The 25,062-nt window shown below is 66.2% G+C and carries 21 protein-coding genes; 9 read left to right on the top strand and 12 right to left on the bottom strand.

Annotated features, from left to right (window positions below; genetic code table 11):
- Window positions 1–126 precede the first annotated feature (126 nt).
- From FFS30_RS17385 to FFS30_RS17400, 4 genes are all read right to left on the bottom strand, one after another.
- On the bottom strand, window positions 127–549 hold the full coding sequence (locus FFS30_RS17385; RefSeq protein ID WP_137914433.1) for a PIN domain-containing protein: 423 nt from the start codon (window positions 547–549) through the stop codon (window positions 127–129).
- A complete protein-coding gene (locus FFS30_RS17390) occupies window positions 546–902 on the bottom strand; it encodes a hypothetical protein (RefSeq protein ID WP_137914434.1) in 357 nt (118 codons plus the stop codon). Before FFS30_RS17390 ends, FFS30_RS17385 begins: the two co-directional genes overlap by 4 nt.
- A gap of 74 nt (window positions 903–976) precedes the next feature.
- Window positions 977–2,158: a class I SAM-dependent rRNA methyltransferase gene (locus FFS30_RS17395; protein WP_137914514.1), complete on the bottom strand. Its 1,182-nt coding sequence runs from the start codon at window positions 2,156–2,158 to the stop codon at window positions 977–979.
- Window positions 2,159–2,200: 42 nt separating this feature from the next.
- Window positions 2,201–2,707: a GNAT family N-acetyltransferase gene (locus FFS30_RS17400; RefSeq protein ID WP_137914435.1), complete on the bottom strand. Its 507-nt coding sequence runs from the start codon at window positions 2,705–2,707 to the stop codon at window positions 2,201–2,203.
- A gap of 62 nt (window positions 2,708–2,769) precedes the next feature.
- Between FFS30_RS17400 and FFS30_RS17405 the strand changes: the two genes are divergently transcribed.
- From FFS30_RS17405 to FFS30_RS17415, 3 genes are all read left to right on the top strand, one after another.
- Complete coding sequence (locus FFS30_RS17405) at window positions 2,770–3,579, top strand: rhomboid family intramembrane serine protease (RefSeq protein ID WP_137914436.1); 810 nt, start codon at window positions 2,770–2,772, stop codon at window positions 3,577–3,579.
- A gap of 184 nt (window positions 3,580–3,763) precedes the next feature.
- A complete protein-coding gene (locus tag FFS30_RS17410) occupies window positions 3,764–5,173 on the top strand; it encodes a serine hydrolase domain-containing protein (protein WP_171014693.1) in 1,410 nt (469 codons plus the stop codon).
- Window positions 5,174–5,291: 118 nt separating this feature from the next.
- Window positions 5,292–6,275 (top strand): DUF1028 domain-containing protein, encoded by a 984-nt coding sequence (locus FFS30_RS17415; RefSeq protein ID WP_137914438.1) that lies wholly within the window; start codon window positions 5,292–5,294, stop codon window positions 6,273–6,275.
- Window positions 6,276–6,284: 9 nt separating this feature from the next.
- Here the strand turns inward: FFS30_RS17415 and FFS30_RS17420 are convergent, their stop codons facing one another.
- Together FFS30_RS17420 and FFS30_RS17425 are read right to left on the bottom strand one after the other, a co-directional pair.
- Complete coding sequence (locus FFS30_RS17420; protein ID WP_137914439.1) at window positions 6,285–7,070, bottom strand: alpha/beta hydrolase; 786 nt, start codon at window positions 7,068–7,070, stop codon at window positions 6,285–6,287.
- Between the two features lie 108 nt (window positions 7,071–7,178).
- Window positions 7,179–8,699 carry a PAS domain S-box protein gene (locus FFS30_RS17425; protein WP_137914440.1) on the bottom strand — a complete coding sequence of 507 codons (1,521 nt, stop codon included), beginning with the start codon at window positions 8,697–8,699 and terminating at the stop codon, window positions 7,179–7,181.
- 157 nt (window positions 8,700–8,856) lie between these two features.
- Here FFS30_RS17425 and FFS30_RS17430 point away from each other — a divergent pair, with 157 nt between their 5' ends.
- Together FFS30_RS17430 and FFS30_RS17435 are read left to right on the top strand one after the other, a co-directional pair.
- On the top strand, window positions 8,857–9,195 hold the full coding sequence (locus FFS30_RS17430) for a BON domain-containing protein (RefSeq protein ID WP_137914441.1): 339 nt from the start codon (window positions 8,857–8,859) through the stop codon (window positions 9,193–9,195).
- A 49-nt stretch (window positions 9,196–9,244) separates the two neighbouring features.
- Complete coding sequence (locus tag FFS30_RS17435) at window positions 9,245–9,442, top strand: CsbD family protein (protein WP_137914442.1); 198 nt, start codon at window positions 9,245–9,247, stop codon at window positions 9,440–9,442.
- Between the two features lie 174 nt (window positions 9,443–9,616).
- Here FFS30_RS17435 and recD read toward each other — a convergent pair whose 3' ends face one another.
- Genes recD through recC form a run of 3 tightly spaced genes read right to left on the bottom strand, consistent with a single transcriptional unit; the run spans window position 9,617 to window position 18,197 of the window.
- Entirely contained in the window at window positions 9,617–11,458 is a 1,842-nt protein-coding gene (gene recD / locus FFS30_RS17440; RefSeq protein WP_137914443.1) for an exodeoxyribonuclease V subunit alpha, read from the bottom strand.
- Window positions 11,455–14,877, bottom strand: a complete 3,423-nt coding sequence (locus FFS30_RS17445; RefSeq protein ID WP_137914444.1) for a UvrD-helicase domain-containing protein — start codon at window positions 14,875–14,877, stop codon at window positions 11,455–11,457. Before FFS30_RS17445 ends, recD begins: the two co-directional genes overlap by 4 nt.
- Complete coding sequence (gene recC, locus FFS30_RS17450) at window positions 14,874–18,197, bottom strand: exodeoxyribonuclease V subunit gamma (protein ID WP_137914445.1); 3,324 nt, start codon at window positions 18,195–18,197, stop codon at window positions 14,874–14,876. The genes FFS30_RS17445 and recC overlap by 4 nt, the downstream gene beginning before the upstream one ends.
- A 121-nt stretch (window positions 18,198–18,318) precedes the next feature.
- On the opposite strand from recC, the gene phhA reads away from it, so the two are divergent.
- The 3 genes from phhA to rraA all read left to right on the top strand — a co-directional run bounded on the left by phhA (window position 18,319) and on the right by rraA (window position 21,035).
- On the top strand, window positions 18,319–19,209 hold the full coding sequence (gene phhA, locus FFS30_RS17455; RefSeq protein ID WP_137914446.1) for a phenylalanine 4-monooxygenase: 891 nt from the start codon (window positions 18,319–18,321) through the stop codon (window positions 19,207–19,209).
- 34 nt (window positions 19,210–19,243) lie between these two features.
- Complete coding sequence (locus FFS30_RS17460; RefSeq protein ID WP_137914447.1) at window positions 19,244–20,347, top strand: agmatine deiminase family protein; 1,104 nt, start codon at window positions 19,244–19,246, stop codon at window positions 20,345–20,347.
- Window positions 20,348–20,552: 205 nt separating this feature from the next.
- Window positions 20,553–21,035 carry a ribonuclease E activity regulator RraA gene (rraA, locus tag FFS30_RS17465; protein WP_137914448.1) on the top strand — a complete coding sequence of 161 codons (483 nt, stop codon included), beginning with the start codon at window positions 20,553–20,555 and terminating at the stop codon, window positions 21,033–21,035.
- A 42-nt stretch (window positions 21,036–21,077) separates the two neighbouring features.
- Here the strand turns inward: rraA and FFS30_RS17470 are convergent, their stop codons facing one another.
- The 3 genes from FFS30_RS17470 to FFS30_RS17480 form a co-directional block, all read right to left on the bottom strand.
- Window positions 21,078–21,377, bottom strand: coding sequence for a protealysin inhibitor emfourin (locus tag FFS30_RS17470; protein ID WP_137914449.1), 300 nt, complete (start codon window positions 21,375–21,377; stop codon window positions 21,078–21,080).
- Window positions 21,378–21,388: 11 nt separating this feature from the next.
- Window positions 21,389–22,420 carry a M4 family metallopeptidase gene (locus FFS30_RS17475; RefSeq protein ID WP_137914450.1) on the bottom strand — a complete coding sequence of 344 codons (1,032 nt, stop codon included), beginning with the start codon at window positions 22,418–22,420 and terminating at the stop codon, window positions 21,389–21,391.
- Between the two features lie 209 nt (window positions 22,421–22,629).
- A complete protein-coding gene (locus FFS30_RS17480) occupies window positions 22,630–23,385 on the bottom strand; it encodes an alpha/beta hydrolase (protein ID WP_137914451.1) in 756 nt (251 codons plus the stop codon).
- A 180-nt stretch (window positions 23,386–23,565) separates the two neighbouring features.
- Here FFS30_RS17480 and FFS30_RS17485 point away from each other — a divergent pair, with 180 nt between their 5' ends.
- Window positions 23,566–25,029, top strand: coding sequence for an HD domain-containing phosphohydrolase (locus FFS30_RS17485; RefSeq protein WP_249352537.1), 1,464 nt, complete (start codon window positions 23,566–23,568; stop codon window positions 25,027–25,029).
- The last annotated feature ends 33 nt before the right edge of the window (window positions 25,030–25,062 follow it).

The following is a 25,062-nucleotide window of genomic DNA, read 5'->3' on the forward strand; positions in this document are numbered from 1 at the left end:
CACCGGTTGCGGACATGTGCGCCCGCGCGACCTGAATGATGTCTTTGGTATAGCCGAGCAAGGCGAAAGAAAACGTAAAAACGCGTTGCGCTTCGTTCATCTAGCGGCGGCGATGCCGCCTACACGTCAATCCGCCAGCAGCAAATTGACGAATGGTTTGCGATTCTTCCAGCGATAGCCTTCGAAGTCGCGCGCATCGGAGGAGAGAATGCGGCCTTCGCCGAGTTCCTCGGCGAGAACGACAAGCGACGCATCGGCCAGATCCATCGGCAGATTCGCATAGCGCCGCATCAGTGTCTCGATGCGCAAGAGGGCATCGTCGGGCAGGTCGGCGACGATGGCGGCGCCGTGCGCGATGTCGCCGACGAAGACATTCGCGCGGTCCGGATGTACGCGGTGGGCGAGCAGATGCACGACTTCGGTCAACACGGGCCAGGTGGTGATGAAACCTTCAGCAGCATACTTTTGCGCGGCTCGCACCGCGCGGTCGTGATAGCGATCGCTGCGGCTGCCGAGCGCGATCCAGAAGCCCGAGTCCGCGAGAATCACTTGGCCGCGCCCTTGCGTGGCTTGCCGGGCTTCGATGTCTTCTCGGGCCGATAGGCCGGAGCCGCCGGTTCGTTGACCGTGTGGCGCAGCTTGCCGTCGAGGGAGTCGCTCAGATAGTCCTTGTAACGCGTCGAGAGATCTGCGGGCGCTTCGAAGCCGCCGATATAGCCAGAAGCCTGCATCAGCTCGAACGCGTTCGGCCGTGCTTTCGCATGGCGCAGGTAGTACTCGCGCAAGGCGTCGCGCAGCACATCGGAGGCGGCGCGCGCGCCTGCCCCCTGGGTCAGCTCGATGAAGCGCCGCGCGTCTTCACCGGTCAGACGCGCATTGATGCGAATGGCTGCTGTGCTCATGGCAGTGCCTTGATTTTGCTTGTCATAATCGTATGACAAGCAGAAAATCGATGCAACTCACCGCGTCCGCCAGCTTATTCGACCCGACAGAACGCCGCTTTCAGATAACGCGATTCCGGCACGTTGGCGAGCCAGGGATGATCGGGGCCGGCACCGGAGACCTTGATTACCTGCACGCTGCGATTCGCATAGAACGCCGCGCGGCGCAGCATGTCGAGGAACTGTTCCTCGCTGACCAGGCCGGTGCACGAACAGGTGAGGAAGATGCCGCCCGGCTTGACCGCGCCGAGGGCGAGCTTGTTCATGTCGAGATATTTCTTCAGCGCCGGAATCACCTGCTCGCGGTCGCGCGTCATCTTCGCCGGATCGAGGATGACGACGTCGAACTTCTTCTGCGGATTGCCGGCCACGTCGCGCAGCCAGGCGAAGATGTCGGCCTGGATGAACTTGACCTTGACCTTGTTGAGCCGCGCGTTCTGTTCGGCGATGCCGAGGATTTCCTCGTCGAGGTCGATGCCGACGACTTCTTCCGCGCCGCCGCGCGCCTTGGCATAGATGCCGAACCCGCCCGAATTGCAGCACAGGTCGAGTACGCGCTTGCCGGCGCAGAATTCGGAAAGGAACAAACGATTGTCGCGCTGATCGGCGAAGAAGCCGGTCTTGTGCTTGCTGCCCGGCGCGGCGTGAAACTGCACGCCGTGCTCGTGGATCACGCTCGGCTTCGGCGCCGGCGGCGCGTTCCAGTCGAAACTCTCCTGCTTCTGCACATGTTCTTCGGCGAAGGCGTAGATCTCCGCGTCGGGGAAGTGCTGCAGCAGCACGCGCTTGATCAGATCGCGCTGCTTGAACATGCCGGCCGAGAAATACTCGACGACGAGGGTGTTGGCGAAACGGTCGACGACGAGACCGGAAAGCCCGTCGCCCTCGGAATGGATCACGCGGTAGGCATCGGTCACCGTGTCGAGCTTGAGCACCTCGCGGCGCAGGCGGATCGCTTCGTCGATCTTGCGGGCGAAGAAGGCTTCGTCGACCGCTTCATCCGGATCGGCGGTGAGCACGCGCAGGGCGATGCGCGAATGGCCGTTGTAGAAGCCGCGGCCGGCGAACACGCCGTCGCGATCGACGATGTCGACCACGGTGCCGGGCTTGGGTTTCGGATCGGGCTTTTCGACCATCTTCTGGAAAATCCAGGGATGGTTGGAGCGGCGCTCGATCTTCAGGCGGACGAGAGGATAGTCGTTGTTCGGGGAATTCATCGCGACATGATAAGGCATGCGCCGCGATCGACGGCATTCGCGTCAGTCGAGCGCGCGCCGGTAGCGCACTTCGTCCACGGCGACGCCCCAAACCACGTCCTTGCGCACCGTGCTATCGGCAACCCAGCCGTCACCCCGGTAGAAGCGTTCGCCGCGCCGGTTGCCGGCCAGCAGCCAAAGCAGGGCGTCGCGGAAACCCTGCTCGCGCAAACGTGCCCGCGCGGCAGCAACGAGCGCGGCGCCGAGACCACGGCCCCACCAGTCCGGATCGACATATAGTGCGCAGAGTTCGCCCGATGCCGGCGCAGCAGCGTCGCGTGCCGGCATCGTTGTGACGAATCCGCGAACCAGGCCGTCCACCACCGCGACCCGCGTCGCCGGTTGCGACGGATCGGCGTTGGCGAAATCGTAACGCCGCGCGCGGTCTTCGGCGCGCAAACCGTCGAGGTATTCCTGCGCGAGTAGGCCACGATAGCCGGCCTGCCACGCACGTACGTGCACGCGCGCAACGTCGATCGCATCGTCGGGTTCGGCCGGTCTCAGCAGCATGCGGTCAGTGTGGCACGCGGCGTACGCCTTGTGCATGCCGATGCCATCCCCATGATGAAGCCATGGAAATCGCTCCGATCACCGCCGAAGCCAGCATGGCCGCCGTGCGCAACGATCGTGCGCGCGTGCGCTACGCGGTGCTCGGCGCGCTCGCGCTCGTCGCCGGCATCTGGCTGGTCTGGCTCGGCGCCTTCGCGCTCGGCTGGGACATGGACGCGCTCGGCATCCGTCCGCGCGATCCGCACGCGCTGATCGGCATTCTCACCGCGCCGTTCGTGCACGCGTCGTTCGAGCATCTGATGTCGAACACGCTGCCTCTCGGTCTGCTATCGGCCTTTATGCTCTATGCCTATCCGCGCGCGGCGCGCTACGCGCTGCCGCTGATCTGGATCGTCTCCGGCCTCGGCGTCTGGCTGTGGGCGCGGCCGTCGCTGCACGTCGGCATCAGCGGCATCACCCACGGCCTGATGTTCTTCCTGTTCCTGATCGGCCTGCTGCGGCGCGACCGTCTCGGCGTCTCGATCGCGCTCGCGGTGTTCTTCCTCTACGGCGGCATGACGATGACCGTGCTGCCGCGCGAAGAACACATCTCGTTCGAGTACCACCTCGCCGGCGCGATTGCCGGCGTCATCGCCGCGCTTGCGTTCTACAAGCTCGACCCCGCCGCACCGCGCAAACGCTACAGCTGGGAAGACGAAGAGGAAGAGGCCGAGTTCAGCTACTCCACCCAGCTCGACCAAAACGAACTCGAACCCGAGCGCCCGCGCAACGTGCCCGTACTCTGGGACGGACCGCGCCCCCAGCCGCTCGGCGGAGACAACGTCGTCGATTTCCCGCCGCGTCGCGAACGCGAGAACCCGACGGTGCATTGACCGCGGCACGCGGCACCTCCGAAGAAATGTCCGCACGTCCGCCGCGATTGTCCGCGGACGCGCATCGTGCGCTTGTTCGCCGCACCAAGCCTCGCCGCAACGCGATTCACTCTCTGGCATGCGACTTGCTGTTGCAGACGGCCCGCGCGGTATTGCCGCCGTCCATACACCCAAGGAGCCCTCTGTGCTGCGTTCTCTTTTTCTCGCTGCTGTTCTGCCGCTCGCACCCGTCATCGCCACAGCGGCTCCGCTCGATCCGTCGGTGATCAAGCGCATCGATGCGGATGTGCAGACCGTGCTCGAGCGCAGCGGCGCGCCGAGCGCGGTCATCGCGATCGTCGACGACGGGCGCATCGTCTATCGCAAGGCGTACGGCTTGCGCGATCGCGAACACCGGCTCGCGGCAACCGTCGATACTCACTACGAAATCGGTTCGATCACCAAGCAGTTCACCGCGGCGGCGATCCTGCAGCTACAGGAGGCCGGCAAGCTGCGCATCGACGACAAGTTGTCGAAATATCTGCCCGATGCGCCGCATGCCGACGAAGTCACCCTGCGGCAACTGCTGTCGCATACGAGCGGGCTGCCCGAATATCTCGACGCGATGGAAGAGGCGCACACGATCGACAAGCCGGCGCGCTTCGATCAGCTCATTGCGCACGTGGCCGGCAAGCCGCTCGATTTCCCGCCGGGCAGCCGCTGGTCGTACTCCAACACGGGCTACGCGCTGCTCGGCCGCATCATCGAGACCGTGTCGCAAGAATCTTATCGGCACTACGTGCAGACGCATCTGCTCGATCCGGCCGGGATGACCAAGACCTACACCGTCGCCGACGAATGGCGCCTGGCGAACAAGGCGCTCGGCTACCGCCGCAACAATGGACAAATCGAACGCGCGCCGACCATCGCCGATTCGGTCGGCTGGGCAGCGGGATTCCTCGTCTCCACCATCGACGACGTGCAGAAGTGGAACGCCGCGCTGGAACACGGCCGCATCGTCACGCCGGAAAATTACGCCTTGATGGGCACTTCGGTTCGGACCGCCGATGGCGGCGACAGCGGCTACGGCTTCGGCCTGTTCGTCGACTCGGTCAACGATCAACCGCGCATCGGCCACACCGGAGGCACGCTCGGTTTCACTACGGCGGACGAATATTTCCCCAAACAGAATCTGCACGTCATCGCCTTCACCAATCTGCGCACCGATCCGCGTCCCGGCGAAACGATCGCAAATGCCCTGTTCGACGATCTGTTTCCCGAGATCGCCGCCGCGGGAGCGAAACCGGCATCGGGCGAGAACGGCGACGCGACCGCCAAAGCGAAAGCGCTGTTCGCCGAGTTCCAAAGCGGTGCCGAAAGTTCACCGCTGCTCGGTGCCAAACTCGATGCGAAGATGAAAGCCGGCCTGGCGAAACGCCTTAAGGCGCTATTCGCTCCGTACGGTGCGCCGACACGCTTCGTCTACAAGGGCTCGCGTCCGGGCACCGACTCTCATTGGCACGATTATGTGATCGAATTCGGACCGGGCAGCCGGCTCAAGTTTTCCATCGCTCTCAGCGATGAGAAGAAGATCGTTTCGATCTCGTACGGATAGGCGACGCGGTTTACTTTGCACCGGTCGATGCGCGCCACGATCGCGCGGCAACCTTTTACCGAGGCCTCGCATCGAAACAGGTTTCACGGCCTCGTCGGCCGACTGCGGAGATCGATTCATGCCTTCATGTCTTATCGGCGGCGCACCGACGCGCCGCGGATTCGTCGTCGCCGGGTTCGCTCTGCTCGCGATTCCGGCGTTGGTCGGCGCCACCTTTTCGATCGTCGCCTGTGACCGCGACGGCAACTGCGGCGCCGCGGTCGCGACCAACAATCTTGCCGTCGGCGCGAGCGTGCCGTATGCCAAGGCACGCGTCGGCGCTCTGGTTTCGCAGTTCGAGACCAATCCGCACTACGGTCCCGCGGGTCTGGCCCTGCTCGCCGCAGGGCAGGCGCCCGATGCAGCGCTCAAAAGCCTGCTCGACGGCGACGGCGATTTCGACGGAACGACCATCGCCGAACGCCAGGTCGGCATCGTCGACACCAAAGGCCGCGCGGCGGTCTACACCGGCACCGATGCCGCGAAAGCCACGTGGGCCGGCGCCGAGCGCGGCGACGGTTATGCAGTCCAGGGCAACGGGCTCGTGGGCAAGGCGGTGCTCGCGGCGATCAAGGACACGTTCCTGTCGTCATCGGGAACGCTCGGCGAACGACTTATGGCCGCACTCGAAGCGGGACAGAATGCCGGCGGTCAAGCCAGCGGAAAACTGTCCGCGGCATTGATCGTGCGCACGACCGAAGGCGATTGGCAGGACATCGACCTGCGCGTCGACGCCGCGGCCGAACCGCTGCGCGACCTGCGCCAACTGCTCGAGCGCCACTACGCGCTGCAGGCGATCATTCGCGCCGAGCATCAGGCCAAGAAGGGCGCGGCAGCCGACGCGCGCGCCTCGCTATCCGAGGCATTGCGGCGCAGCTACGGCTGGGATCGCATCTGGCGTCGCGCCGCGCGACTCGCGATGACGATGGGCGACGGCGACCGCGCGATGGATTGTCTCGGTGTATTCCTTTCGATCAATCCCGCCTGGGCGAAGACGGAACTGCGCGACGATCTCTATCGACCGCTGCGCGAGCGCTCGCTTTTCCAGACCTGGAGCCGCTGAGCGCGCCGCTCAATCCACATCCGCCAGGAACGAAGCGCTCAAACGCAACACCTCGTCTGTTTGCTCACGGTGCGGAACGTGGCCGCAACGATCGAGGATCGCCAGCGTCGACGCGCCGCCCACTCCGTCCACGATGCGGCGCGGAAACGCCTCCGAACCGTACTCATCCGCGTCGCCGTGGATGGCGAGGACCGGGCAGCGGACGCGGGCGAGCTGTGCGTCGAGGTTCCACGACGAAAATTCCGGCGACAACCAAACCTCGGTCCAGGCATCGAGCACCCAGCGCGCCTTGTCACCGTGCCATTTCGTCAGTTTCGCGAACTGCGCGGCGTCGGCGAACTGCGCTTTCGCCGCGCGAATTCCGTCCAGGGTGCGCTGCTCGACGAAAGCCTGAGCGGATTCGGTCACGACCGCCTCGCAGCCGTCACCGCAGTTCGCCGCAGTCGCCAGCGCCATCGCGCCGCCGACGCTGTGACCGAACAGAACGAAGCGGGCAAGGCCGAGCGCCTTGCGCAGCGCCGGAAAAAATACCTCTGCTTCGTCGTCGATGAAACGAACCGACGCGGCCTGCATCGACGGCGTCGACCGGCCGAAGCCGAGGCGATCGTAGACGATCACTTCGCGACGCGTCGCCGCGGCAAGAGCGGCCGGAAAATCGCGCCACAGTTCGACGCAGCCAAGCGAATCGTGCAGCAGAACGATCGGCGCACGCCGAGCGTCTTCACCGACCCAGCGTCGCAGGAAAACGCGGCCGCCCGGAACGTCCGCGAATGAATCGAGAGTTTCCATCATCATGGCTAGCGAGCTTCTTTATCCTTCCACGGCAAGACGATATCGCATAAGCCACACCGTACGAACGCGCCGGCTCACGCATCGCGATGCCACAGCGGAAATTAAGGTCTTTCAGCGTTGCGGATTTCGCTTCGCGCGCGAACTCGCCGAGCGCGTAGCGCCACGCGTGCCGGCCGTGCTCGCGGTCACCCCGCGCTCGCGGCCCCAGACGACCGCGGCACTGCGCCGATTGACGCCGATCTTGGCGTACAACGTGGCGACATGGTTGCGCACGGTATTGCGCGAAAGACCGAGCGCGGTCGCGATCTCCGCATCGCTGCGCCCTTCGCAGATCAGGCCGAGCACTTCGATCTCGCGCCGGGTCAGTTCGGCCAGACCGGTAGGCGCCGCGGCGCCCGGATGGCGAAGCTGGGCGAGTCTCTCGATCACGCTGCGGCCGAACCACGACGCGTCCTGCATCACCAGTTCGATCGCCGCGATCAGTTCGCCTTCCGAACGTTTGCGCTCGGTCACGTCCTCGACCACGCAGAGCGCATAGCGCTGCTCGCCGATCTCGACCGGCTCGGCCGAGAGCAGACAATCGAGCTTCGCATCCCCGGCGCCGCGCAGGACGACCTCGCGGTTGCGCACGCTTTCGCCCGCGGCGAGTTCCGTACGCAGGATCTCACGCAGTTCTGCTCCGATCGCGCTGTCGTTGTTTTCTTCCGACGCAATCGCCGCACCCTGGCCGAAGCTCGCGGCAAACGCCTCGTTCGCCTCGACGGCCTCGAAATCGGGCAGGCGGCAGACCACCATCGGCACGGGCGCGAGGCGGAACGCCTTGGAAAAGCGTTCTTCGCTCTGGCGCAGCGAATCTTCCGCGCGCTTGCGCGCCTCGAGATCGATAAAGGTGAAGAGCATGCAGGCTTCTTCGCCGACCTCGAGCGGCTGTCCGGCGACGACGACGAACTTGCGGCTGTTGTCGGGCAGGCGCAGCAGCGCCTCGGTTTGCGTGATGGTCGCGCCCTGCTGGAGTTTCGCCACCGCCTCGTCGCGATTCTGCGTGCCTTCGAGCACGTCGATCTCGTAGACGGACGCGGCAAGCACGGCGTCGCGTTCGTAGCCGCTCATCTCGACAAAGCCCTGGTTGACCTTGATGTAGCGCAGGTCGGCGAGGCGGCAAATCACCGCGGGCGCCGGGTTGGCGTTGAACGCGCGCTCGAAGCGCTCCTCGGCGCTGTAGCGTTCACTGACGTCCTGGATAACGAGCACCAGCGACTCGGTCTCGTCGGCCGCGTTCGTCAGGATCAAACCGCGCACCTGGTGGAAGCGGCGAAAGTCGTCGTCGTCGCTGCGCGTCACCTCGACAGTCACGTCGCGGAAGACTTCTCCGCCGAGCAGGCGTTCGATCGGATACTGCGCAGCGCTCAGCGCATGATGGTTGCGGAATTTCAGCACGAACTTCTTGCGGTACTGCGCAGCGTTCGCGCCGAGTTCGTCGAGCTCTACGCAGCCGTGGATCGCCAGCGCGGTCTCGTTCGCCCAGACGATCGCGCCGTCCGCATCGACGATAAGGATGCCCTCGGTGAGGCCCGAAACGATCTGCTGCAGTTGACGGCGGTCGACCTGCGGTTTCTCGGCGGTGGCATCCATAACGATTCCTCGACAGAGAACCGATTGTAGACCGTGCGTCCGCAGCAATGACCGCCAAAAAGTACCAGATGCACTGGTGCAGCTGCGTCTGGGCGCGAGCGGGCGCCGGGCATAGCCTGTCTTCACCACCGGACTTCGGTGGACAAGGAGATGAACCATGAAACAGTCGCTTGCACTATCCGCCGCGCTGCTCGCCGCAACGGTCGTTGCCGTGCCGGCAGCCCTGACCGCTACGTCGGCATGGGCCGCGGACAACACCGCCGCCGATTCCGGGCAGCCGGTCACCGACGGATGGATCACGACCAAGGTGAAGGCCGAACTGGCGACCACCGACGGCGTGAAAAGCATGGATATCTCGGTCGAGACCAGCAACGGCGTCGTCACCCTGACCGGCGTGCTCGCCAACGACATCGCGGTGAAGAAAGCGGTCGCCGCGGCCGAGAGCATCAAGGGCGTGAAGAAGGTCGACGCGTCGGGACTCAAGGCGAAGAACTGAAGCGCACATCCGCCCTCGCCGCACAACATCAACCAACCGGAGAACACTCGTGAACGAAGACAAGATCAAGGGCCAGTGGAAACAGCTCAGCGGAAAGATCAAGGCGCAGTGGGGCAAGCTCACCGACGACGATCTCACCGTGGCCGAAGGCAATCGCCAATATCTCGCCGGCAAACTGCAGGAGCGTTACGGCATCGCCAAGGAAGAGGCAGAGAAGCAGATCAAGCAGTTCGACGACGCCCTTTAACCTGAGATACGGGGAGCGGCCGACGCCGCTCCCCGATCGGGAGACCGCGATGCGCAAATACGTTATAGCCTGGCTGCTCGGCGTACCCGCCGGCGTGCTGGTGCTGGTTTATCTGTTCACTCATCTGCTCTGACCGCGGCGAGCGGTCTTGGCGATAACGCGCGCCCGCATCGCTCAGCGCGTCAACGCGGCGGCCAGGCCCGACCAGCGCTGCGTACTGCGCGCCATCGCCTTGGCCAGAATGTCCGCGCTCGCCCATAACCGCACTTTTTTGCGCGCGCGCGTGACTGCCGTATAGACCAGCTCGCGCGTGAGCACGCGCGACTCGCGCTCGGGCAGCACCACTGCCACCTCGTCGAACTCCGAACCCTGCGCTTTGTGCACAGTCAGCGCATACGCCGGCTCGCACGCACTGAGGACCAGCGGCGGCAGGGCGCGCAGGCTGCCGTCGGCATTGCGGAACCAGACTTCGAGCGCACCATCCGTTCCGCTCGGCAAGGCCACACCGATATCGCCGTTGAACAAGCCGAGTCGATAGTCGTTGCCGCCGACGATGACGAGGCGGCCCGCATACCATTCGTCCGCGCCGGCACCACTGCGGCGGCGCAGTTCGCGTTCGACTTCGGCATTCAGCGCACGCGCGCCGAACGGGCCTTCGCGCAGCGCGCAGAGCAGGCGGAACCGATCGGCCACGGCGAAAGCCGCATCGGCATCGGCGGCGCCGGCGAGTTCGGCATAGCCCGGCGCGATCTCGGCCGCAGTTCGTTGCGTCAACTCGGCGGCCGTGACGGGCAGCATAAGCGCTTCGTTGCGGCCTTCGTAGAGCACGCTCAACGCATTCTCGACATCGCCGCGGCGCAGGGCCACGGCGAGACGACCGATCGCGCTCTGTGCGGTGAAACGATGATTGCCGCGCAATTCCACGTAGGCGTCGGCGAGCGCGTTCGGCGCAGCAGCAACGTCCACATTTTCCAGAAGACTGTTTTCCAGCCATTGCGCGAGCCCCGGCGAATAGCCTGCCGTATCACCCGCTGCGTGACTCAACGCGCCGAACACGCGGCCGGCCTCGACCGCGGCAAGCTGGTCGCGGTCGCCGAGCAGGATCAGACGCGTCGGCGGCGCGAGCGCTTCGCATAGACGCGCAGCCAACGCGAGGTCGAGCATCGAGGCTTCGTCGATCACCACGAGGTCGTAGGGCAACGGGTTGCGCCGATCGAACCGCGCGCGCCCGCTGCTCGGATTGAGTCCGAGCAGGCGATGCACCGTTGCGGCGGCCGTCGGAATCGCGGAGTCCGCATCGCCGGCGCGTGCGCGCAGCGTTTCCGACAGGCGCGCGGCGGCCTTGCCGGTCGGTGCGGCGAGCGCGATGCGCGGCGGCGGCGCACCGCGCATCGGCGCCGTCTCGACGATCAGGGACAGCAGGCGCAGCACGGTCGTCGTCTTGCCGCTGCCGGGACCACCGGAAATGATCAGAAAGCGCGAGCGCAAAGCGAGCAGCACGGCAATGCGCTGATCGAGGTCGTCACTGCGGCTGCGCGCTGCGGCGGGCTGTGCCAATGCGGCACGCAACGCCGGCGGATCGATGTGGGCGATGTCGCCGGCGAGGCTCGAATCGGCCAGCCGCGCGCGCAGCGCCTCGGCGACGGTCTGCTCGTAGACGTAGTAGCGGCGCAGATAGATGCGCTCTTCCGCATCGAAGACCAGGGCAGCGGCCGCGGTCACATCGCGCGCGACGAGCGACGATGCGCTCAGTGCTGCGCGCACCGTTTCCACCGTCGGCAAACGCGGCGGCAGTTTCGCCTCGGCATCGATGGCGAGATCGGCGGCGAAGTCGTGCAACGCGGCCAGCGGCAGGCAACTGTGGCCGCGCGCGAGCGCCGCGCTGACGAGTGCGGCGGCAACGCCGAGCGCCTCGCCGGCGTCCGCGGATTTCACGGCGAGAAGACGGCCGAGTGCGGCATCGACGGCCTGCAGTACACCAAGCGCTTCGAGCCGGTCGATCAACGGCGTCGTCATGCCGCCGCCTTGCCCGCGGGCGCCAACAGCGCGTCGATCGCTGCGATCAATTCCACCGGCGGCGTATCCACATGCACGCCGTCGACACCGCCCGCATCGAGGCCGCGCACGAACAGATACAGTGCGCCGCCGATGTCGCGCGTGTAGTCGTAATGCGGATCGCGCGAGGCGAGCCAACGGTGCAGCGCGGCCAGATAGATCAGATATTGCAGGTCGTATTCCTTGTCGCGCACCGCCGCGGCGAGCGCCGCGGGCGCGTAGGCACTCGCTGCCTCGGGCCCGTCGTCCGCACGCGCATGAAGAAGATTCGTCTTGTAGTCGATCACCCACCAGCGTCCAGCGTGGCGCACGACGAGATCGAGCACGCCGGTCATCAGCCCTTCGAGCCGCGCGATGTCGAAGCGGCGGCGCTCGCCGACGTAGCCGTATTGCTGCAGCAGCGCCAGCCAGCGCGCCGTATCGACCTGGCCGAGGGCGAAATGGAACGGCATCTCGGCGCGATATTCGCCGGGCGTGAGATCGGCGAGACGCAAACCGGTGCCCTCACCCTTTGCCCTCTCCCGCTCGCGGTAGAGGGGAGCAGTCGGAGTCGCGCTGCGCGCGAAACCGTCACCGATGGGCAGCGGCGCGTTGAGCGTGCGCGCAACGAGGTTGACGAGCAGGGCGCGTGCCTCGGCCGCATCGGCGGCGAAACCGTGGCGCTCAATGACACGCTCGACCAGGGCTTCCTGATCCGCCGGCGCGCCGCGGCCGCGCCAGTCGCGCCATGCGGCGAAATCGGCAACTTCGATCAGCTCGTGAAACGCCGTACCGAAACGCGCGCCGGCGAGCACTTTGGCCGGCGCGCCATCCGCGGCCGGCGCCGCGCCTTCGTCCTCGCGGTCGGCACGCGCTTCCTCACGCGCGCCCGAAGCGAGGCGCGAATAACTGACGATGCGCCAGTCGTCGCGCACGCGCCGCGGCATGGTGCGTGCGATACCGCCCGCGGTGCTGGTGCCATCGGCGGCGCGGCGCGCTGTTCCGACGGCGGGCAGGGTGTCGATCGCGACCGCGCCATCGGCGGCAGCGCGCACCGCATCGAGGCCGCGTGCGAGCAGGTTCGCCTCTTCGTCTTTGCCGCCGTCCGCGCCGAGCAGATGCAGCAGCGCCGGCGTTTCGCCGCGGCCGATCGGATCGACCGCGACATAGGCCGCGCAGCAGGCGCGGGTCAGCGCGACGTAGAGCACGCGCAGGCGTTCGGCGAGATCGTCGCGCGCCGCAGCATCTCTTGCCGCGACCGCCTCCGGCTTGGCTACGGCTTCGGCATCGACGGCCACGTACGACAGCGCGCTGCCACCGTCGTCGCGATAACGGTATTCGCGCGGATACTGCGTGCCGGCGCCGCGGCGCATGCCGGCAAACGGCAGGAACACGACCGGGAACTGCAGACCTTTGCTTTTATGAAAAGTATAAATTTTTACTCGGCCCGCATCGGATTCGAGACGCAGCTGTTCGTCCTCGTTCTCGTGGTCGGCATGCGCGATGCGCGCCGCGAGCCAGTCGACGAGGCCGCGCAGGCCGACGCAGTCGCCGCTCGCGCTCTGCGCCAGCTCGGCAAGCTGCAGGTAGTTGGTCATGCGCCGCTCGCCGCGCGCGGAATGCAGCAGAGCCGCGGCGCGGCGCTCGAACACGCGCGACAGTGCTGCCGCAACGCCGCGCTCGCGCCAGATTTCGCGCAGCTCGGCGAGCCATTCGAGTTCGTCGCTCCATTTGCGCGGCACCGCGGCGAAGTCGAGAAAGTCCTGCGCCGTCGCATCGAACAGCCGCGTCGCCAGCGCGCCGCGCAGACGCGCCTCGTCGAAGTCGGCGAGCGCGTCGAGCAGGACGTGCAGATCGAGCGCCTCTTCACTTGCGAACACGCTGCGCCGCGTGATGCTCGCGCTGGCGATACCTCGCGCGCCGAGAGCCTGCTGCATTTCGAGTGCCTCGTCGTGCGTAGCGACGAGGACGGCGATATCGGCCGGCGCGAGCGCACGATGGCGGCCGTTCTCGCGCAACTGCGCACGGCCCGCGGCGAGCAGATCGAAAATGCCCGATGCGCAGGCGGCGGCGAGCTGCGCGCCGGCAGCTTCCTTGCTCGTGCGCTTGACCGCGTCGTCGCGATCACGCCAGAACGTGAGCGGCTGCACCGGTCGGCCGTCGATCAGCAGATCGTCGTCCGCGGCTTTGCCGCCGGGCGCGAGTTCCTGGTAGTCGATGCCGGCCTGGGCGAAGGCGCGTTCGCCCGCGTGGGCATAGAGTGCGTTGAGCGCGCGCAGATAGGCGGGCGAAGAGCGGAAGTTCTGCGCCAGCGTCTGCACCTGCTCGACGCGGCTGCGTGCGCGCAGGTAGGTGTGCACGTCGCCGCCGCGAAAGCCGTAGATGGCTTGCTTGGGATCGCCAATTAAAATCAGGTCGCCGAACGTGACCGTACCGAGACTCGTTTGTCCATCGTCTGCGGCGCGGGAGGGACCATTCGTAGGGCGAACGGTAGGGTGAGGGCGGCCATAGATCGCGTCAAAGATCTCGAACTGCTGCGTATCGGTGTCCTGGAATTCGTCGATCAGCGCGACCGGGAAACGTTCGTGCAAGCGCGCGGCGAGCTCACTGCCGCGCGATCCCGTCAATGCGTCGTGCAGCTCGCGGATTTCGTCGTCGTGCGAGTAGCGTGCGGTCGCGCGCTTGATCTCGGCGACCTGCGCGCGCACTTGCTCTGCGGCATCGGTCAGCAGGGCGATCGCGCGGCCGCCTTCGCTCACGTCGGGCAGCAGGCGGCGCGCACCCGAAAGCAGCGGTGCGAGGATCCTGGCGAGCGTGTCCGGGCTCTTGAACGCCGCGCGCAGGACAAGGAAATCTTCTTTCGTCGCGGATGCCGAAACGCGGCGCCAGTAGTCGGCCGAGGCCGTGGCGACGAGGTCTTTGTCGCTGGCGACAAGCTCGCCCGCGAGCGCGCGGCCGGCGAGCAGGCCGAACTCGTCGAGCGCGCGCCGACAGAAACCGTGGATGGTCGAGATCGGCGCGTGGTCGATATCGAGCGCGGCGAGGCGCAGCCGGCGTTGCAGTGCCTCACGCGTCTCTCCGCTGGCAAACGCGCGGGCGATCAACTCCTTCGCCTGGCGCGTCTCCGCGGAATCGAACGATGCCGACAAATCGCCGACGCCTTCCGCATCGTCGAGCAGAGCCGCGCAGGCGATCAAGCGCGCGCGCAGGCGGCTTTTCAACTCCTGCGTGGCCGCGTCGGTAAACGTGACCGCGAGAATGTCGCGCACTGCGCGGCGGCGTTCAACGACAAGGCGTAAATGCAGGCCGGCCAGCGTATAGGTCTTGCCGGTGCCGGCGCTCGCTTCGATCAGCTGCAGACCGTCGAGCGGCATCGTTAGGGCGAGATCGGGCGCGCTCATTTCGCCGCCTTTGCTTTGCCGCGCGCGGCGGGCGATTTCTTCGTCTTCGCTTCGGCGCCGTCGGCATCGATTTTCTGCAGCGTACTCAATGGCGGGGCGAACACGCGCAGCGCACAGTCGGCGAAATCACGGCTTTCCGCGGCGGCAGGATCGAAGAAATCGATATCGCGTGCCGCCAATGCGAAAGCCGCGTCGGCATCGTCGCCGCGATGAAAACGACCGCTGAAGAAGCCGCCGCTTGCTGCGCTGAGCGCCGCAGCTTCCCAGGCGATTTCGTCGTCATCACCCTTGCGCTTGTCCGCACGCCGTTTCGCATAGGCGTACGACGCTTGCGGAAAGAACGGCAGCGGGGCCCCTTGTCCACGCACGTACAGTTGCGCCAGATCCGTCAGCCAGCGCCGCGCCTGCTCCGGCGCAACCGCGCTCGCGCAGCGCTGCTGCAGTTTGCCGTCGTTCCATTCGAGAAGGACCAGTCGCGCGTCTTCGCGCACGGCGGCGAGAACTAGGTAGTCGAGCCATGCCTGCAGCAGACGGTTGCTCTCCGCTTCCTTGAGCAGCGCATGCACCACGAGGCCGCCGTGGTGTTCGGGCAGAACGCCGCCGAGTACCACGCCGCCGAGGTCGAACTCGAACGGCGTGCCGGTTTCGCGCGCCACGCTGCCGATCCACGCGTTGCGCGCGGCCGATAGCGCAGCAAGCGGGGCCTGCAGTTCGCCGAACGCCTCGGTGCCGGCACTGCCGGCCGGCAGTTCGGCGCGCGCACGCAGCAAAGCGAGCTGGGTCGTCGGATCGGTTTTTTCGCCGTCGTCGAGCAGCGCATGGAAGGCCGCATAACGCGCCAGCCCCGAGAACGCGAGATCGTCTTCGTCGTCGATCGCTTCGGGCGCGCGCGACAGTTCGATGGCGAATGCGCGTGCGAAGAACGCGGCGGCCGGATTGCGCCACCAACGCTTCCATTCGCGCCAATCGACCGGGATCGGCGCGGAATCCGCGCTCGGCGCCTCGGCATCGACAAAGCGCGCCGCGCGCTTCGGCCTGCCGCCGCTCGCCGTGCTTTGCCACGCGGGATCGTAGGTGAACAGCGCCGAATCTTCACCGTCGAACAAACGCGGCGAAAACGGCTGCAGCGGATGTTCGACGACGCACGCAGCGGTGTCGACACCGTACTCGCCGAGGATGCCGAGCAGCTCGGACACGACCGCGGACGGTTCCTCGCGCGAGCCGTCGCGCGCGTCCTCGCCGACCCAACTCAGATAGAACAGCTCGCGTGCCGCCATCAGTTGCTGCAGGAACAGATAGCGGTCCTCGTCGCGCACCGACGGTTCGACGCGGCGGTCTTCGCCGCGATCGAACGGCGCGGCACGATCGCGGCGCGGGAACGCGCCTTCGTTCATGCCGATCAGGCAGATCACGCGAAACGGCACGGTGCGCAGCGGCACCATGCCGCACATCGTGATGCCGCCGCCGAAAAAGCGGTAACCGCGCTCGGCCTCGCCGAGGGCAGCGGCGAGTTCGTCGCGCACGCAGCGCCAGTCGAGCGCGTCGATCATGCCGGCTAGCGAGGTTTTTTCGGCGAAGTCTGCAAGTACCGCACGCACGCGTTCGAGCGCGCGCATTGCGTCGCGGTCGCCGTCCGCATCGAACAGGTCGGCAAGCGCGTCGTTGTAGAGCTTCTGCCATTCGCGCGGCGCCTGCTCGCGGCGTTGCGCACGTAGCAGGGCATCGAGCAGATCGACGATGCGCAATATCGCGCCGAGCAGGCGCGCATTGGTGCCCTCGACCGCCGCGTCGGGCGCGATGCCGGCGACGAGGCCCGCATCGGCGTCGGCCAGCTCGCCGCTCGCATAGCCGAGCAGGAGACGCGCAAGGCCGAAGCGCCAGCTGAATTCGGCATACGCGCCGGCACCGACGGACGCGCGCTGGGCGGCGTCGAGACCCCAGCGCACGCCGGCGTCGCGCAGCCACGCGGACAGCCGCATCACGTCGTCGGCATCGAGGCCGAAGCGGCGCTGCAGCGCGGGCAGGGTCAGCCATCCCGACACCTCGGCCAGCTCGAACCGTGACGCCGGCAGCGCAAACAGACGCAGAGCAACGCCGATCAACGGATGCGTTTCGCTCAACGGGCAATCGGACAGCGCATAGGGCAGGTAGCGTGCGTCGTCGCGCGCGATGCCGCCGAATACGGAGTCGATGTGCGGCGCGTAGGCACCGATTTCGGGCGACATGACGACCACATCGCGCGGTGTCAGACTCGGATCAGCAGCGAACAGATCGAGCAGGCGATCGTGCAACGCCTGCACTTCACGCAGGCGCGAGTGGCATTTGTGGAATTGTATAGAAGCATCGTATTCGACTACGCCTGCCGATGGCGGCAGACGATCGAGCACGTCGCGCTGCACGCGCGCGAGCAGCGCAGTGCCCGTCGATGCGCGCGAACAGTCGTCTTCCTCGTCGGGCTGCACGAGTTCGTAAGAGAAGAGACGTTCGATCAGGTCGCGGCCGGCGCGGCCCCAGGCGGCGAGCGCCGGGTTCTCGTCGTCGGCAAACGCATCGCTGTCGAATTCGGCACCGTCGCGCAGGCGTTGGCGCGCGCTGCGCACGTCGCCCCAGTATTCGCGGCACGGATTCGGCAGATAGAAATCGATGTCGATATGCCGCGCGACGCCACCGTAGAAACGCAGCAGATCGGGCGAAATGTTCGCGCAGGCGAAGGCGGACAGGCGCGGCGGCAGGCCGGGCGGCGTGCGCGAGCTGGCACCATAACGCTGCAGCCAGTCGGCGAGCAGTTGCGCGCGATGCGGTTGCGCGGCGGCGTGGACGAGGCGGCGCCACAGTTCGGCACGGAAATCGCCGGCGTCGGCGCCGCGCTCCCAGCGCGCGAGGCGTTCGCTGCGATAAGCGAGATCGCGTTCGTAGGCGTGGGCGAGCGCGTCGGCGAACTGCAGTCGCCGGCTCATGTCGCCGTTGCCGATGGCCGTGGCGATTTCGCCGTGACCCGGCTCGCGCGACAGCGGACCAAGCAGGGAGAAAACCCGCCAGCGCAGGATCGAGCGCTCGTAGCCGGACTGTTCGACCAGATCGGGATTTGCGGCGCGCAGCAATTGCCAGGCGTATTCGGCCGGCGCGGCGAAATCGACGTTGGCGATGATGCCGAGTTTTTCCGCGAGGCGGATTTCCAGCCAGCGGCGCAGGCCGAACTGCGGCACGAGAACGATCTCGGGCACGAGCGGATTTGCCGACGCCACGGGCTCGCGCAGGCGCTGCGCGAGCCGGTCGAGCAGCGCATCCGCATCATTGCCGTGGACGAGACGAAACCCCATATCGCGAGCATACGGTCTGGCGTCGCGGCATGCGAGACTTGCGCGGAGGGTCCGCGCCGGTGCCGGTTCCGCGTCCTCTAAAGTAGTAACATTGGAAACCAATTAGTCCGGAGCGCCTTGCATGAACGCCCAGCCTCGCCGCGTCGAACATCTGCAGACCGACAAGGGCAACGTGCCCGTTTACACCACGGCCGTGGTCGAGCAGCCCTGGTCCAGCTACAGCGTCGACGATCACGCGACCTGGGCCACGCTGTTCAAGCGTCAGCGCGAAGTGCTGGTCGGCCGTGCCTGCCGCGAGTTCATCGAGAATCAGGAGCGCTTCGGCATGACGCCGAACGCGATCCCGAAGTTCGAGGAACTCAACCAAGTGCTCAAGCGCGGCACCGGCTGGGAACTGATCGGCGTCGAGGGCCTGCTGCCGGAACTGACGTTTTTCGACCATCTCGCCAACCGGCGCTTTCCGGTGACGTGGTGGATACGCCGTCCCGACCAGATCGACTACATCAGCGAGCCCGATCTGTTCCACGATCTGTTCGGCCACGTGCCGCTGCTGCTCAATCCGCTGTTCGCCGACTATATGCAGGCTTACGGCGCAGGCGGGGTGAAGGCGCACGGCGTCGGCGCGGAAGCGCTGGTCAACCTGACCCGTTTGTACTGGTACACGGTCGAATTCGGCCTGATCAAACAGAACGACGGTCTGCGCATCTACGGTTCGGGCATCGTTTCCTCGAAGGGCGAGTCGATCCACTGTCTGGAATCGGCGGCGCCGAACCGCATCGGTTTCGACTTGAACCGCATCATGCGCACGCGCTACCGCATCGACACGTATCAGAAGACTTATTTCGTCATCGACAGCTTCGAACAGCTGATGCGCGCGACCGAGCCGGACTTCACCCCGTACTACGCCGAACTCGCCGAGCAGGATTCGATTCCGGCCGGCAACGTGCTCGACAGCGACAGCGTCTATCAGCGCGGCACGGGCGAAGGCTGGCTCAACGACGGCGACGTGTAGAATTTCGCGTCACCGCCATGTCGAAGGAGCGATCATGCCGAACCGCAGGAAATTCGTACAAACTCTCGCCGCGTCTGCATTTGCCTCGGCTTGCGGTGTCGTCAAGGCCGGCGAAGCGGCGATGAAGCGGCCGACGACGAATCGCATGCCCGACGAAGCCGAGCCGCACCGGCGCACCTGGATGGCGTTCGGCGCGAGCGAAGAAGTCTGGGGCCGCAAGCTGATCGCCGAAGTACAGCGCAATCTGGCCGGCATCGCCCGCGCGATTGCCGACTTCGAGCCGGTGACGATGCTGGTGCGCGAAGAAGAGCATGAAATCGCCAGCGAACTCGTCGGCAAGAAAGTCGAGCTGCTCGTGTGCGCGATCGACGATCTGTGGATGCGCGACACAGGCCCCGTGTTCGTCGCGCAGCCGGGCGGCGGCCTCGCCGGTGTCGATTTCAACTTCAACGGTTGGGGCGACAAACAGGAACACACGGACGATGCGCAGGTCGCCGAATTCGTCACGACCAAGGCCGGGGTAACGCGCATCGCCACCGACCTCGTGCTCGAAGGCGGCGGCATCGAAGTCGACGGACACGGCACGGCGATCATCACCGAAAGCTGTGTATTGAACGACAACCGCAATCCGGGCAAGAGCAAGGCGCAGGTCGAAGCCGAACTGAAACGCCTGCTCGGCCTCGACAAAATCCTCTGGCTGCCCGGAATCAAGGACAAGGACATCACCGACGGCCACACCGACTTCTATGCGCGATTCGCGCGGCCCGGGGTCGTCGTCGCGGGCTACGATCCCGATCCGCAGTCGTACGACCACGAGGTCACGCGCAAGCATCTCGACATCCTGCGCGCGGCGACCGATGCGCGCGGGCGCAAGTTGGACGTGGTCACGCTCGAAGCGCCCGGCACGGTGCGCGAACGCTACGCGAACGACGACTTCGCCGCCGGCTACATCAATTTCTACGTGTGCAACGGCGCCGTGATCGCACCGCAGTTCGGCGATGCGAAAACCGACCGCGCGGCGCAGAGCAAGCTCGCCGCGCTGTTTCCGGGCAGGAAGATCGTCGCCCTCGATATCGACGCGATCGCCGCGGGCGGCGGCGGCATCCACTGCACTACGCAGCAGGAGCCCAGGGTATGATTCGGCGACGCAGGCACGCCGCCTGGTGACCAAGCCGGTCCATAAATAAGAAACCGTTCGTGTTGAGCGTAGCCAAGCTCGGCATCGCGAAGTCGAAGCACCCGAAATTCCACGGCTTGCGGCACTTCGACTTCATGCCCCGGCGCTACGTTCGCTGCGAACGGATCGTTTATTCGCAAACTCTTCACTGCCGCACCGGAGCCCTATGTCTTTCGCCACCGCCGATCTTTCCGACGCGCATCCCGAAGCACAGGTCTGTGCGCCGATATTCCAGGATTACGGCGGCAAGCGCGCCTTCCACGGGCCGATCGCGACGGTGAAAGTGTTCGAGGACAACGCGCTCGTGCGCGCGACCTTGGAAACACCGGGTGCGGGCCGCGTGCTCGTCGTCGACGGCGGCGGCTCGATGCGCTGCGCGTTGGTCGGCGGCATGCTCGGCGAACTCGCGCTGAAGAACGGCTGGGCCGGCATCGTGGTCTACGGCTGCGTGCGCGACACGACCGAGCTTGCCGCGCAGGACGTCGGCGTGAAGGCGCTCACCACGCATCCGCGCAAGAGCGACAAGGGCCTGCATACGGGCCATGCCGAGCGCGTCGTCGAATTCGCCGGCACGCGCTTCCGTCCGGGCGCATGGCTCTACGCCGACGCGGACGGCATCGTCATCGGCGACGCACCGCTCCATACGTAATAGGCTACTGCACGAGCGGCGGGACACGCCGAGAACGCGCGGCTAGATCAATTCGTCCTTGACGCAGTCGATCAGGGTCTGCGGCACCGCGGACTCGGGCACTTCGATCGTCGCCGCCTGCCCGTCGACGATGCGCGCGATGCGATAGCGGAAACCGTCGCGCAGCAACGGCGGTGCGGCGATCTTCGCGCCTTTGGCATGGGCGTGGAACAGATTCTCGACAACGCTGCGGTCGCGCGGCGACAGTTCGCTCAGACCGATGCGGCCGCGGCTCGCGATGCGCGAGGACGGGCCGCCGATGCCGGCAAGGCCGCCGAGACGTTCGATTTTCAGTTCGTCCATCGCACGACCGCCTACAGACCGACCGCCGACCAGCCTTGATCGACGGCCTTGTAGACTGACGCTTCGGCGGGATAGAGCGACTTCGCGATCTGCCGCGTGCGCTCGGCGAACGCCTTCATCTTCAGGCGCGGACTCGGCGGGTAGCCGGTCAGGGCCTGGTACCAGATGTGCCCGGCCTTTTCCCAGCTCTTGCCGCCGATCGCCATCGCCGCTTTGTAGAAGGCGAGATTCGGGAAACCGCTCGAATCGTGCGGGTCCATGCCGGCCTTGTACTGTTTGTAATTGCTCGGCTGCGGCGCGAGGCAGTGCTTCGCGCCCGGGTCGGCCATGTCGCGCAGGCAGGTGTAGCCCTGCGACTTCGCGTCGGGGCCCATGATCTCGCTGCCGATCAGCCAATCGGCCTTGGCCACGGTCTGCTTCTTGCTCCACTGGCGGAACATCGAACCGAACACGTCGGAGATGCTTTCGTTCAAGCCGCCGGCCTCGCCGCTGTATTCGAGCTGCGCGCTGAACTGGGTCACGCCGTGAGTAAGTTCGTGGCCGATCACGTCGTTGCTGCGCGTGAAGTCGAGGAAAATCTCGCCGTCGCCGTCGCCGTAAACCATCTGGCCGCCGTTCCAGAACGCGTTGTTGTATTTGCGCCCGTAGTGGATCGAGGACTGCAGGGTCATGCCGCGCGCGTCGACCGAATTCCGGCCGAATACTTCGCGATAGAAATCGGCGACGCCGGTCGTCGTCGTGTAGGCGCGCACGGCCGACTTGTCGCTCGCATCGGCAGGTTTCGCGATCGGCCGGCCCGGCAGCGCGGTGCCCGTGGCGCAGTCGTAGACGGTGATCGCCGGTTTGGCCGCGAGAGTCACTTTCGCGGCGACGGATTCGACCGCGATCACACTGCTGCGCCCGAGCAGCGAGCGCAGCTTGCGCCAATGCTCCTCGAACTGCACGGTATCGGCGCAGTCTTTGCGCTGCTCGGACGAGAGTGCCTTGTCGCGCGCGAGGCGTTCGAGCACTTTGGGCGGGATGATGTGACAGCGGCAAGTCATGGCAGGCTCCGGCGGCGACATTCGCTTATGGATTCCACTTTATCGGCCGGGCTTGGACCCGGCCACGTGAGTCGCCGCAATGGTACTCCTCGACGCCTTCACGAACGATGTGTTCGTTGGCGCTCTTGCCGCCGGTTTCGATCGTCACCGAACCGGCGACGATGACGCCGAGGAGGAGCGCGAATCGCACTCCTCTCCGATGCGGGCGATTATTTCTTGCCGTTCGCCGCTTGCTCGATCATCTTCGCGACCGCTTGCGGCTGCGAAACATAGATCGCGTGGCTGCCGGCAACTTCGGTCACCGCCGCGCCTGCACGCTTGGCCATGCTCCGCTGCGCCGGCGGCGGAATCATGCGGTCTTGCGTGGTGACCAGATACCAGCTCGGCTTCGACTTCCACGCCGGCACGGTAATCGTGCCACCGAGCGCATTGACGCCCCACGGCACCTGCGAGTCGGCCATGAACTTCGCTTCGTCGGTGTTGACGTCGCCGGCGAACGCCGCGGCGAACTTGGCCCGGTCGAGCATCAGGAAGCCGTCCTGCGGCGGCAGGATCGGCGGCACCGGCGCGCCGGCCGGCGGATTGGCAATCAAAGTCTGCACCGACTCGCCCTGATCGGGGGCGAACGCGGCGATGTAGACCAAGCTCTGCACTTTCGGATCGGTGCCGGCCTCGGAAATCACCGCGCCGCCGTAGGAGTGGCCGACGAGCACGACCGGGCCGTCCTGCTGGGCGATGGCGCGCTTGGTAACAGCGACGTCGTCGGCGAGCGAGGTGGTCGGGTTCTGCACGACGGTGACGTTGTAGCCGTCCTTCTTGAGGATGTTGTAGACCTTCTGCCAGCCGGAGCCGTCGACGAAGCCGCCGTGGACGAGAACGACGTTCTTCGCCGCGCTGGCGGCATGGGCGGTGGTGCCGACGGACAGGGCGGCGGCGGTGGCGAGGACCAGGGTTTTCAAGTTCATGGGATTCTCCGAAGATGGGTGGTTGGGCTTGTGCGTCGGTTGGAGGAAGGATTTCGCGATCCGTCCTTGAGGCACAGATTGCGCCGCCGCCCCTGCGCGCACCATCGGTCGAACGACCGATGACCGCGCGACCCCGCTGTAACTAGACTCGCCCCTCTTTGGCCGCCTATGCGATCTGCCGTGGACATTTCCGAAGTCGCCCTGCTCGATGTGATTCGTTCGCTCGCCTTCGTCGGCGACCTGGCCATGGGTCAGCCCACCGATCATTCTCCGCGCGCGGCCTGGATGGCCGGGCAACTCGCCAAGACAGCGGGCGCCGATGACGATATATGCCGGCAAAGCACAGCGGTCGCGCTGATGCGCTGGTCGGGCTGCACGGCCAATGCGCCCGAGTTCGCGCAATTGTTCGGCGACGACGTGGGCGGTCGCAAAGCGCTGCTCGCGATCCAATCCGCGGGCAGTGGGTTTCGCGCGGGCACCGATCGCAAGGGTTCGGCCTTCCTTTCGCTGTCGCGCATTCACTGCGAGGTGTCGGGCGATATCGGCGTGCAGCTCGGCCTCGACGAAGCGACGCAGTTCGCACTGCGTCATCTGTTCGAGAGCTATGACGGCACCGGCGCTCCGGGCGGTCTGCGCGGCGAGCAGATTCCCGTTTCGGTCTATCTGGCCTCGCTTGCCGGCGACCTGGAAATCTTCAACCGCCTCTACGGTCTCGAACAGGCGTGCAAGCTCATCGATCAGCGCGCCGACGTGCTCTATCCGCGCGAACTGGCCGAGCCGCTGATTGCGCATGCCGCGCAATGGCTCGCGGCGCTCGACGACGATCCGACCTTGTGCGGTCCGTGTTCGCTCGACGCGGCGTTCACCGGGCGCACGACGTCACTCGAAATCCTTGCCCACGTCATCGACCTCAAGCTGCCGTGGATGACCGGCTATTCGCGCCAGGTTGCGGAATTGTCGCGCAGCGCAGCGCTTGTCCTCGGCCTCGACGCGGCGGGCCAGCAGCGCGCCTACCGCGCCGCGCTGATCCACGGCATTGGCCGCGCTTCGGTGCCGAACATGATCTGGAACACGCCCGGCCGGCTCGCGGCCTCGGCCTGGGAGCGTGCGCGCCTGGTGCCGTACTGGACCGGCCGCGCGGCGCGGCAGATCGGCTCGCTCGCCGACGATGCGGAAATCGCCTCGTATGCCTACGAACGCCAGGACGGTTCCGGTTATTTCCGCGAAGCGAAGGCGAGGAACATTCCCGTCGAAGGGCGCATCCTCGCTGCCGCCGCCGCGCTTGCCGCGCTGCGCTGCGAGCGCCCGTGGCGCGACGCGTTCGCGGACAACGCCGCCGAGTCCCTGCTCACAGCCGAAGTCGGCGCGGGACGCTACGATGCGGAGGTCGTGCATGCGCTACTCGACAGGCATCGCCGCGCACCGGCGCACATTGCGGCGAAACCGGCAGGCGGCCTGCTCAGCGAACGCGAGCGCGACGTGCTGCGCTGGATCAGCCACGGCGCGAGCAACAAGACCGTGGCGCAGAAACTGTCGATCAGCCCGAGCACCGTGCGCACTCATGTCGAAAGCGTGTTCCGCAAGCTCGAGTGCTCGACGCGTGCGGCGGCGACGCTGAAGGCGACTCAGCTCGGTTTGCTCTAATCCGACTCAGCCAGGAAATCGACGCTCGCTGCA

The organism is Rudaea sp. 3F27F6 (assembly GCF_005503555.1).
Taxonomy (GTDB): Bacteria; Pseudomonadota; Gammaproteobacteria; order Xanthomonadales; family Rhodanobacteraceae; genus Rudaea.

What these genes read in the sequence shown, in the direction of transcription:
- FFS30_RS17390 (WP_137914434.1), bottom strand. Translation starts at nt 902, where the DNA reads ATGAGCACAGCAGCCATTCGCATCAATGCGCGTCTGACCGGTGAAGAC.
- FFS30_RS17395 (WP_137914514.1), bottom strand. Translation starts at nt 2,158, where the DNA reads ATGAATTCCCCGAACAACGACTATCCTCTCGTCCGCCTGAAGATCGAG.
- FFS30_RS17400 (WP_137914435.1), bottom strand. Translation starts at nt 2,707, where the DNA reads ATGCTGCTGAGACCGGCCGAACCCGACGATGCGATCGACGTTGCGCGC.
- FFS30_RS17405 (WP_137914436.1), top strand. Translation starts at nt 2,770, where the DNA reads ATGGAAATCGCTCCGATCACCGCCGAAGCCAGCATGGCCGCCGTGCGC.
- FFS30_RS17415 (WP_137914438.1), top strand. Translation starts at nt 5,292, where the DNA reads ATGCCTTCATGTCTTATCGGCGGCGCACCGACGCGCCGCGGATTCGTC.
- FFS30_RS17420 (WP_137914439.1), bottom strand. Translation starts at nt 7,070, where the DNA reads ATGATGATGGAAACTCTCGATTCATTCGCGGACGTTCCGGGCGGCCGC.
- FFS30_RS17425 (WP_137914440.1), bottom strand. Translation starts at nt 8,699, where the DNA reads ATGGATGCCACCGCCGAGAAACCGCAGGTCGACCGCCGTCAACTGCAG.
- FFS30_RS17430 (WP_137914441.1), top strand. Translation starts at nt 8,857, where the DNA reads ATGAAACAGTCGCTTGCACTATCCGCCGCGCTGCTCGCCGCAACGGTC.
- recD (WP_137914443.1), bottom strand. Translation starts at nt 11,458, where the DNA reads ATGACGACGCCGTTGATCGACCGGCTCGAAGCGCTTGGTGTACTGCAG.
- FFS30_RS17445 (WP_137914444.1), bottom strand. Translation starts at nt 14,877, where the DNA reads ATGAGCGCGCCCGATCTCGCCCTAACGATGCCGCTCGACGGTCTGCAG.
- recC (WP_137914445.1), bottom strand. Translation starts at nt 18,197, where the DNA reads ATGGGGTTTCGTCTCGTCCACGGCAATGATGCGGATGCGCTGCTCGAC.
- phhA (WP_137914446.1), top strand. Translation starts at nt 18,319, where the DNA reads ATGAACGCCCAGCCTCGCCGCGTCGAACATCTGCAGACCGACAAGGGC.
- FFS30_RS17460 (WP_137914447.1), top strand. Translation starts at nt 19,244, where the DNA reads ATGCCGAACCGCAGGAAATTCGTACAAACTCTCGCCGCGTCTGCATTT.
- rraA (WP_137914448.1), top strand. Translation starts at nt 20,553, where the DNA reads ATGTCTTTCGCCACCGCCGATCTTTCCGACGCGCATCCCGAAGCACAG.
- FFS30_RS17470 (WP_137914449.1), bottom strand. Translation starts at nt 21,377, where the DNA reads ATGGACGAACTGAAAATCGAACGTCTCGGCGGCCTTGCCGGCATCGGC.
- FFS30_RS17475 (WP_137914450.1), bottom strand. Translation starts at nt 22,420, where the DNA reads ATGACTTGCCGCTGTCACATCATCCCGCCCAAAGTGCTCGAACGCCTC.
- FFS30_RS17480 (WP_137914451.1), bottom strand. Translation starts at nt 23,385, where the DNA reads ATGAACTTGAAAACCCTGGTCCTCGCCACCGCCGCCGCCCTGTCCGTC.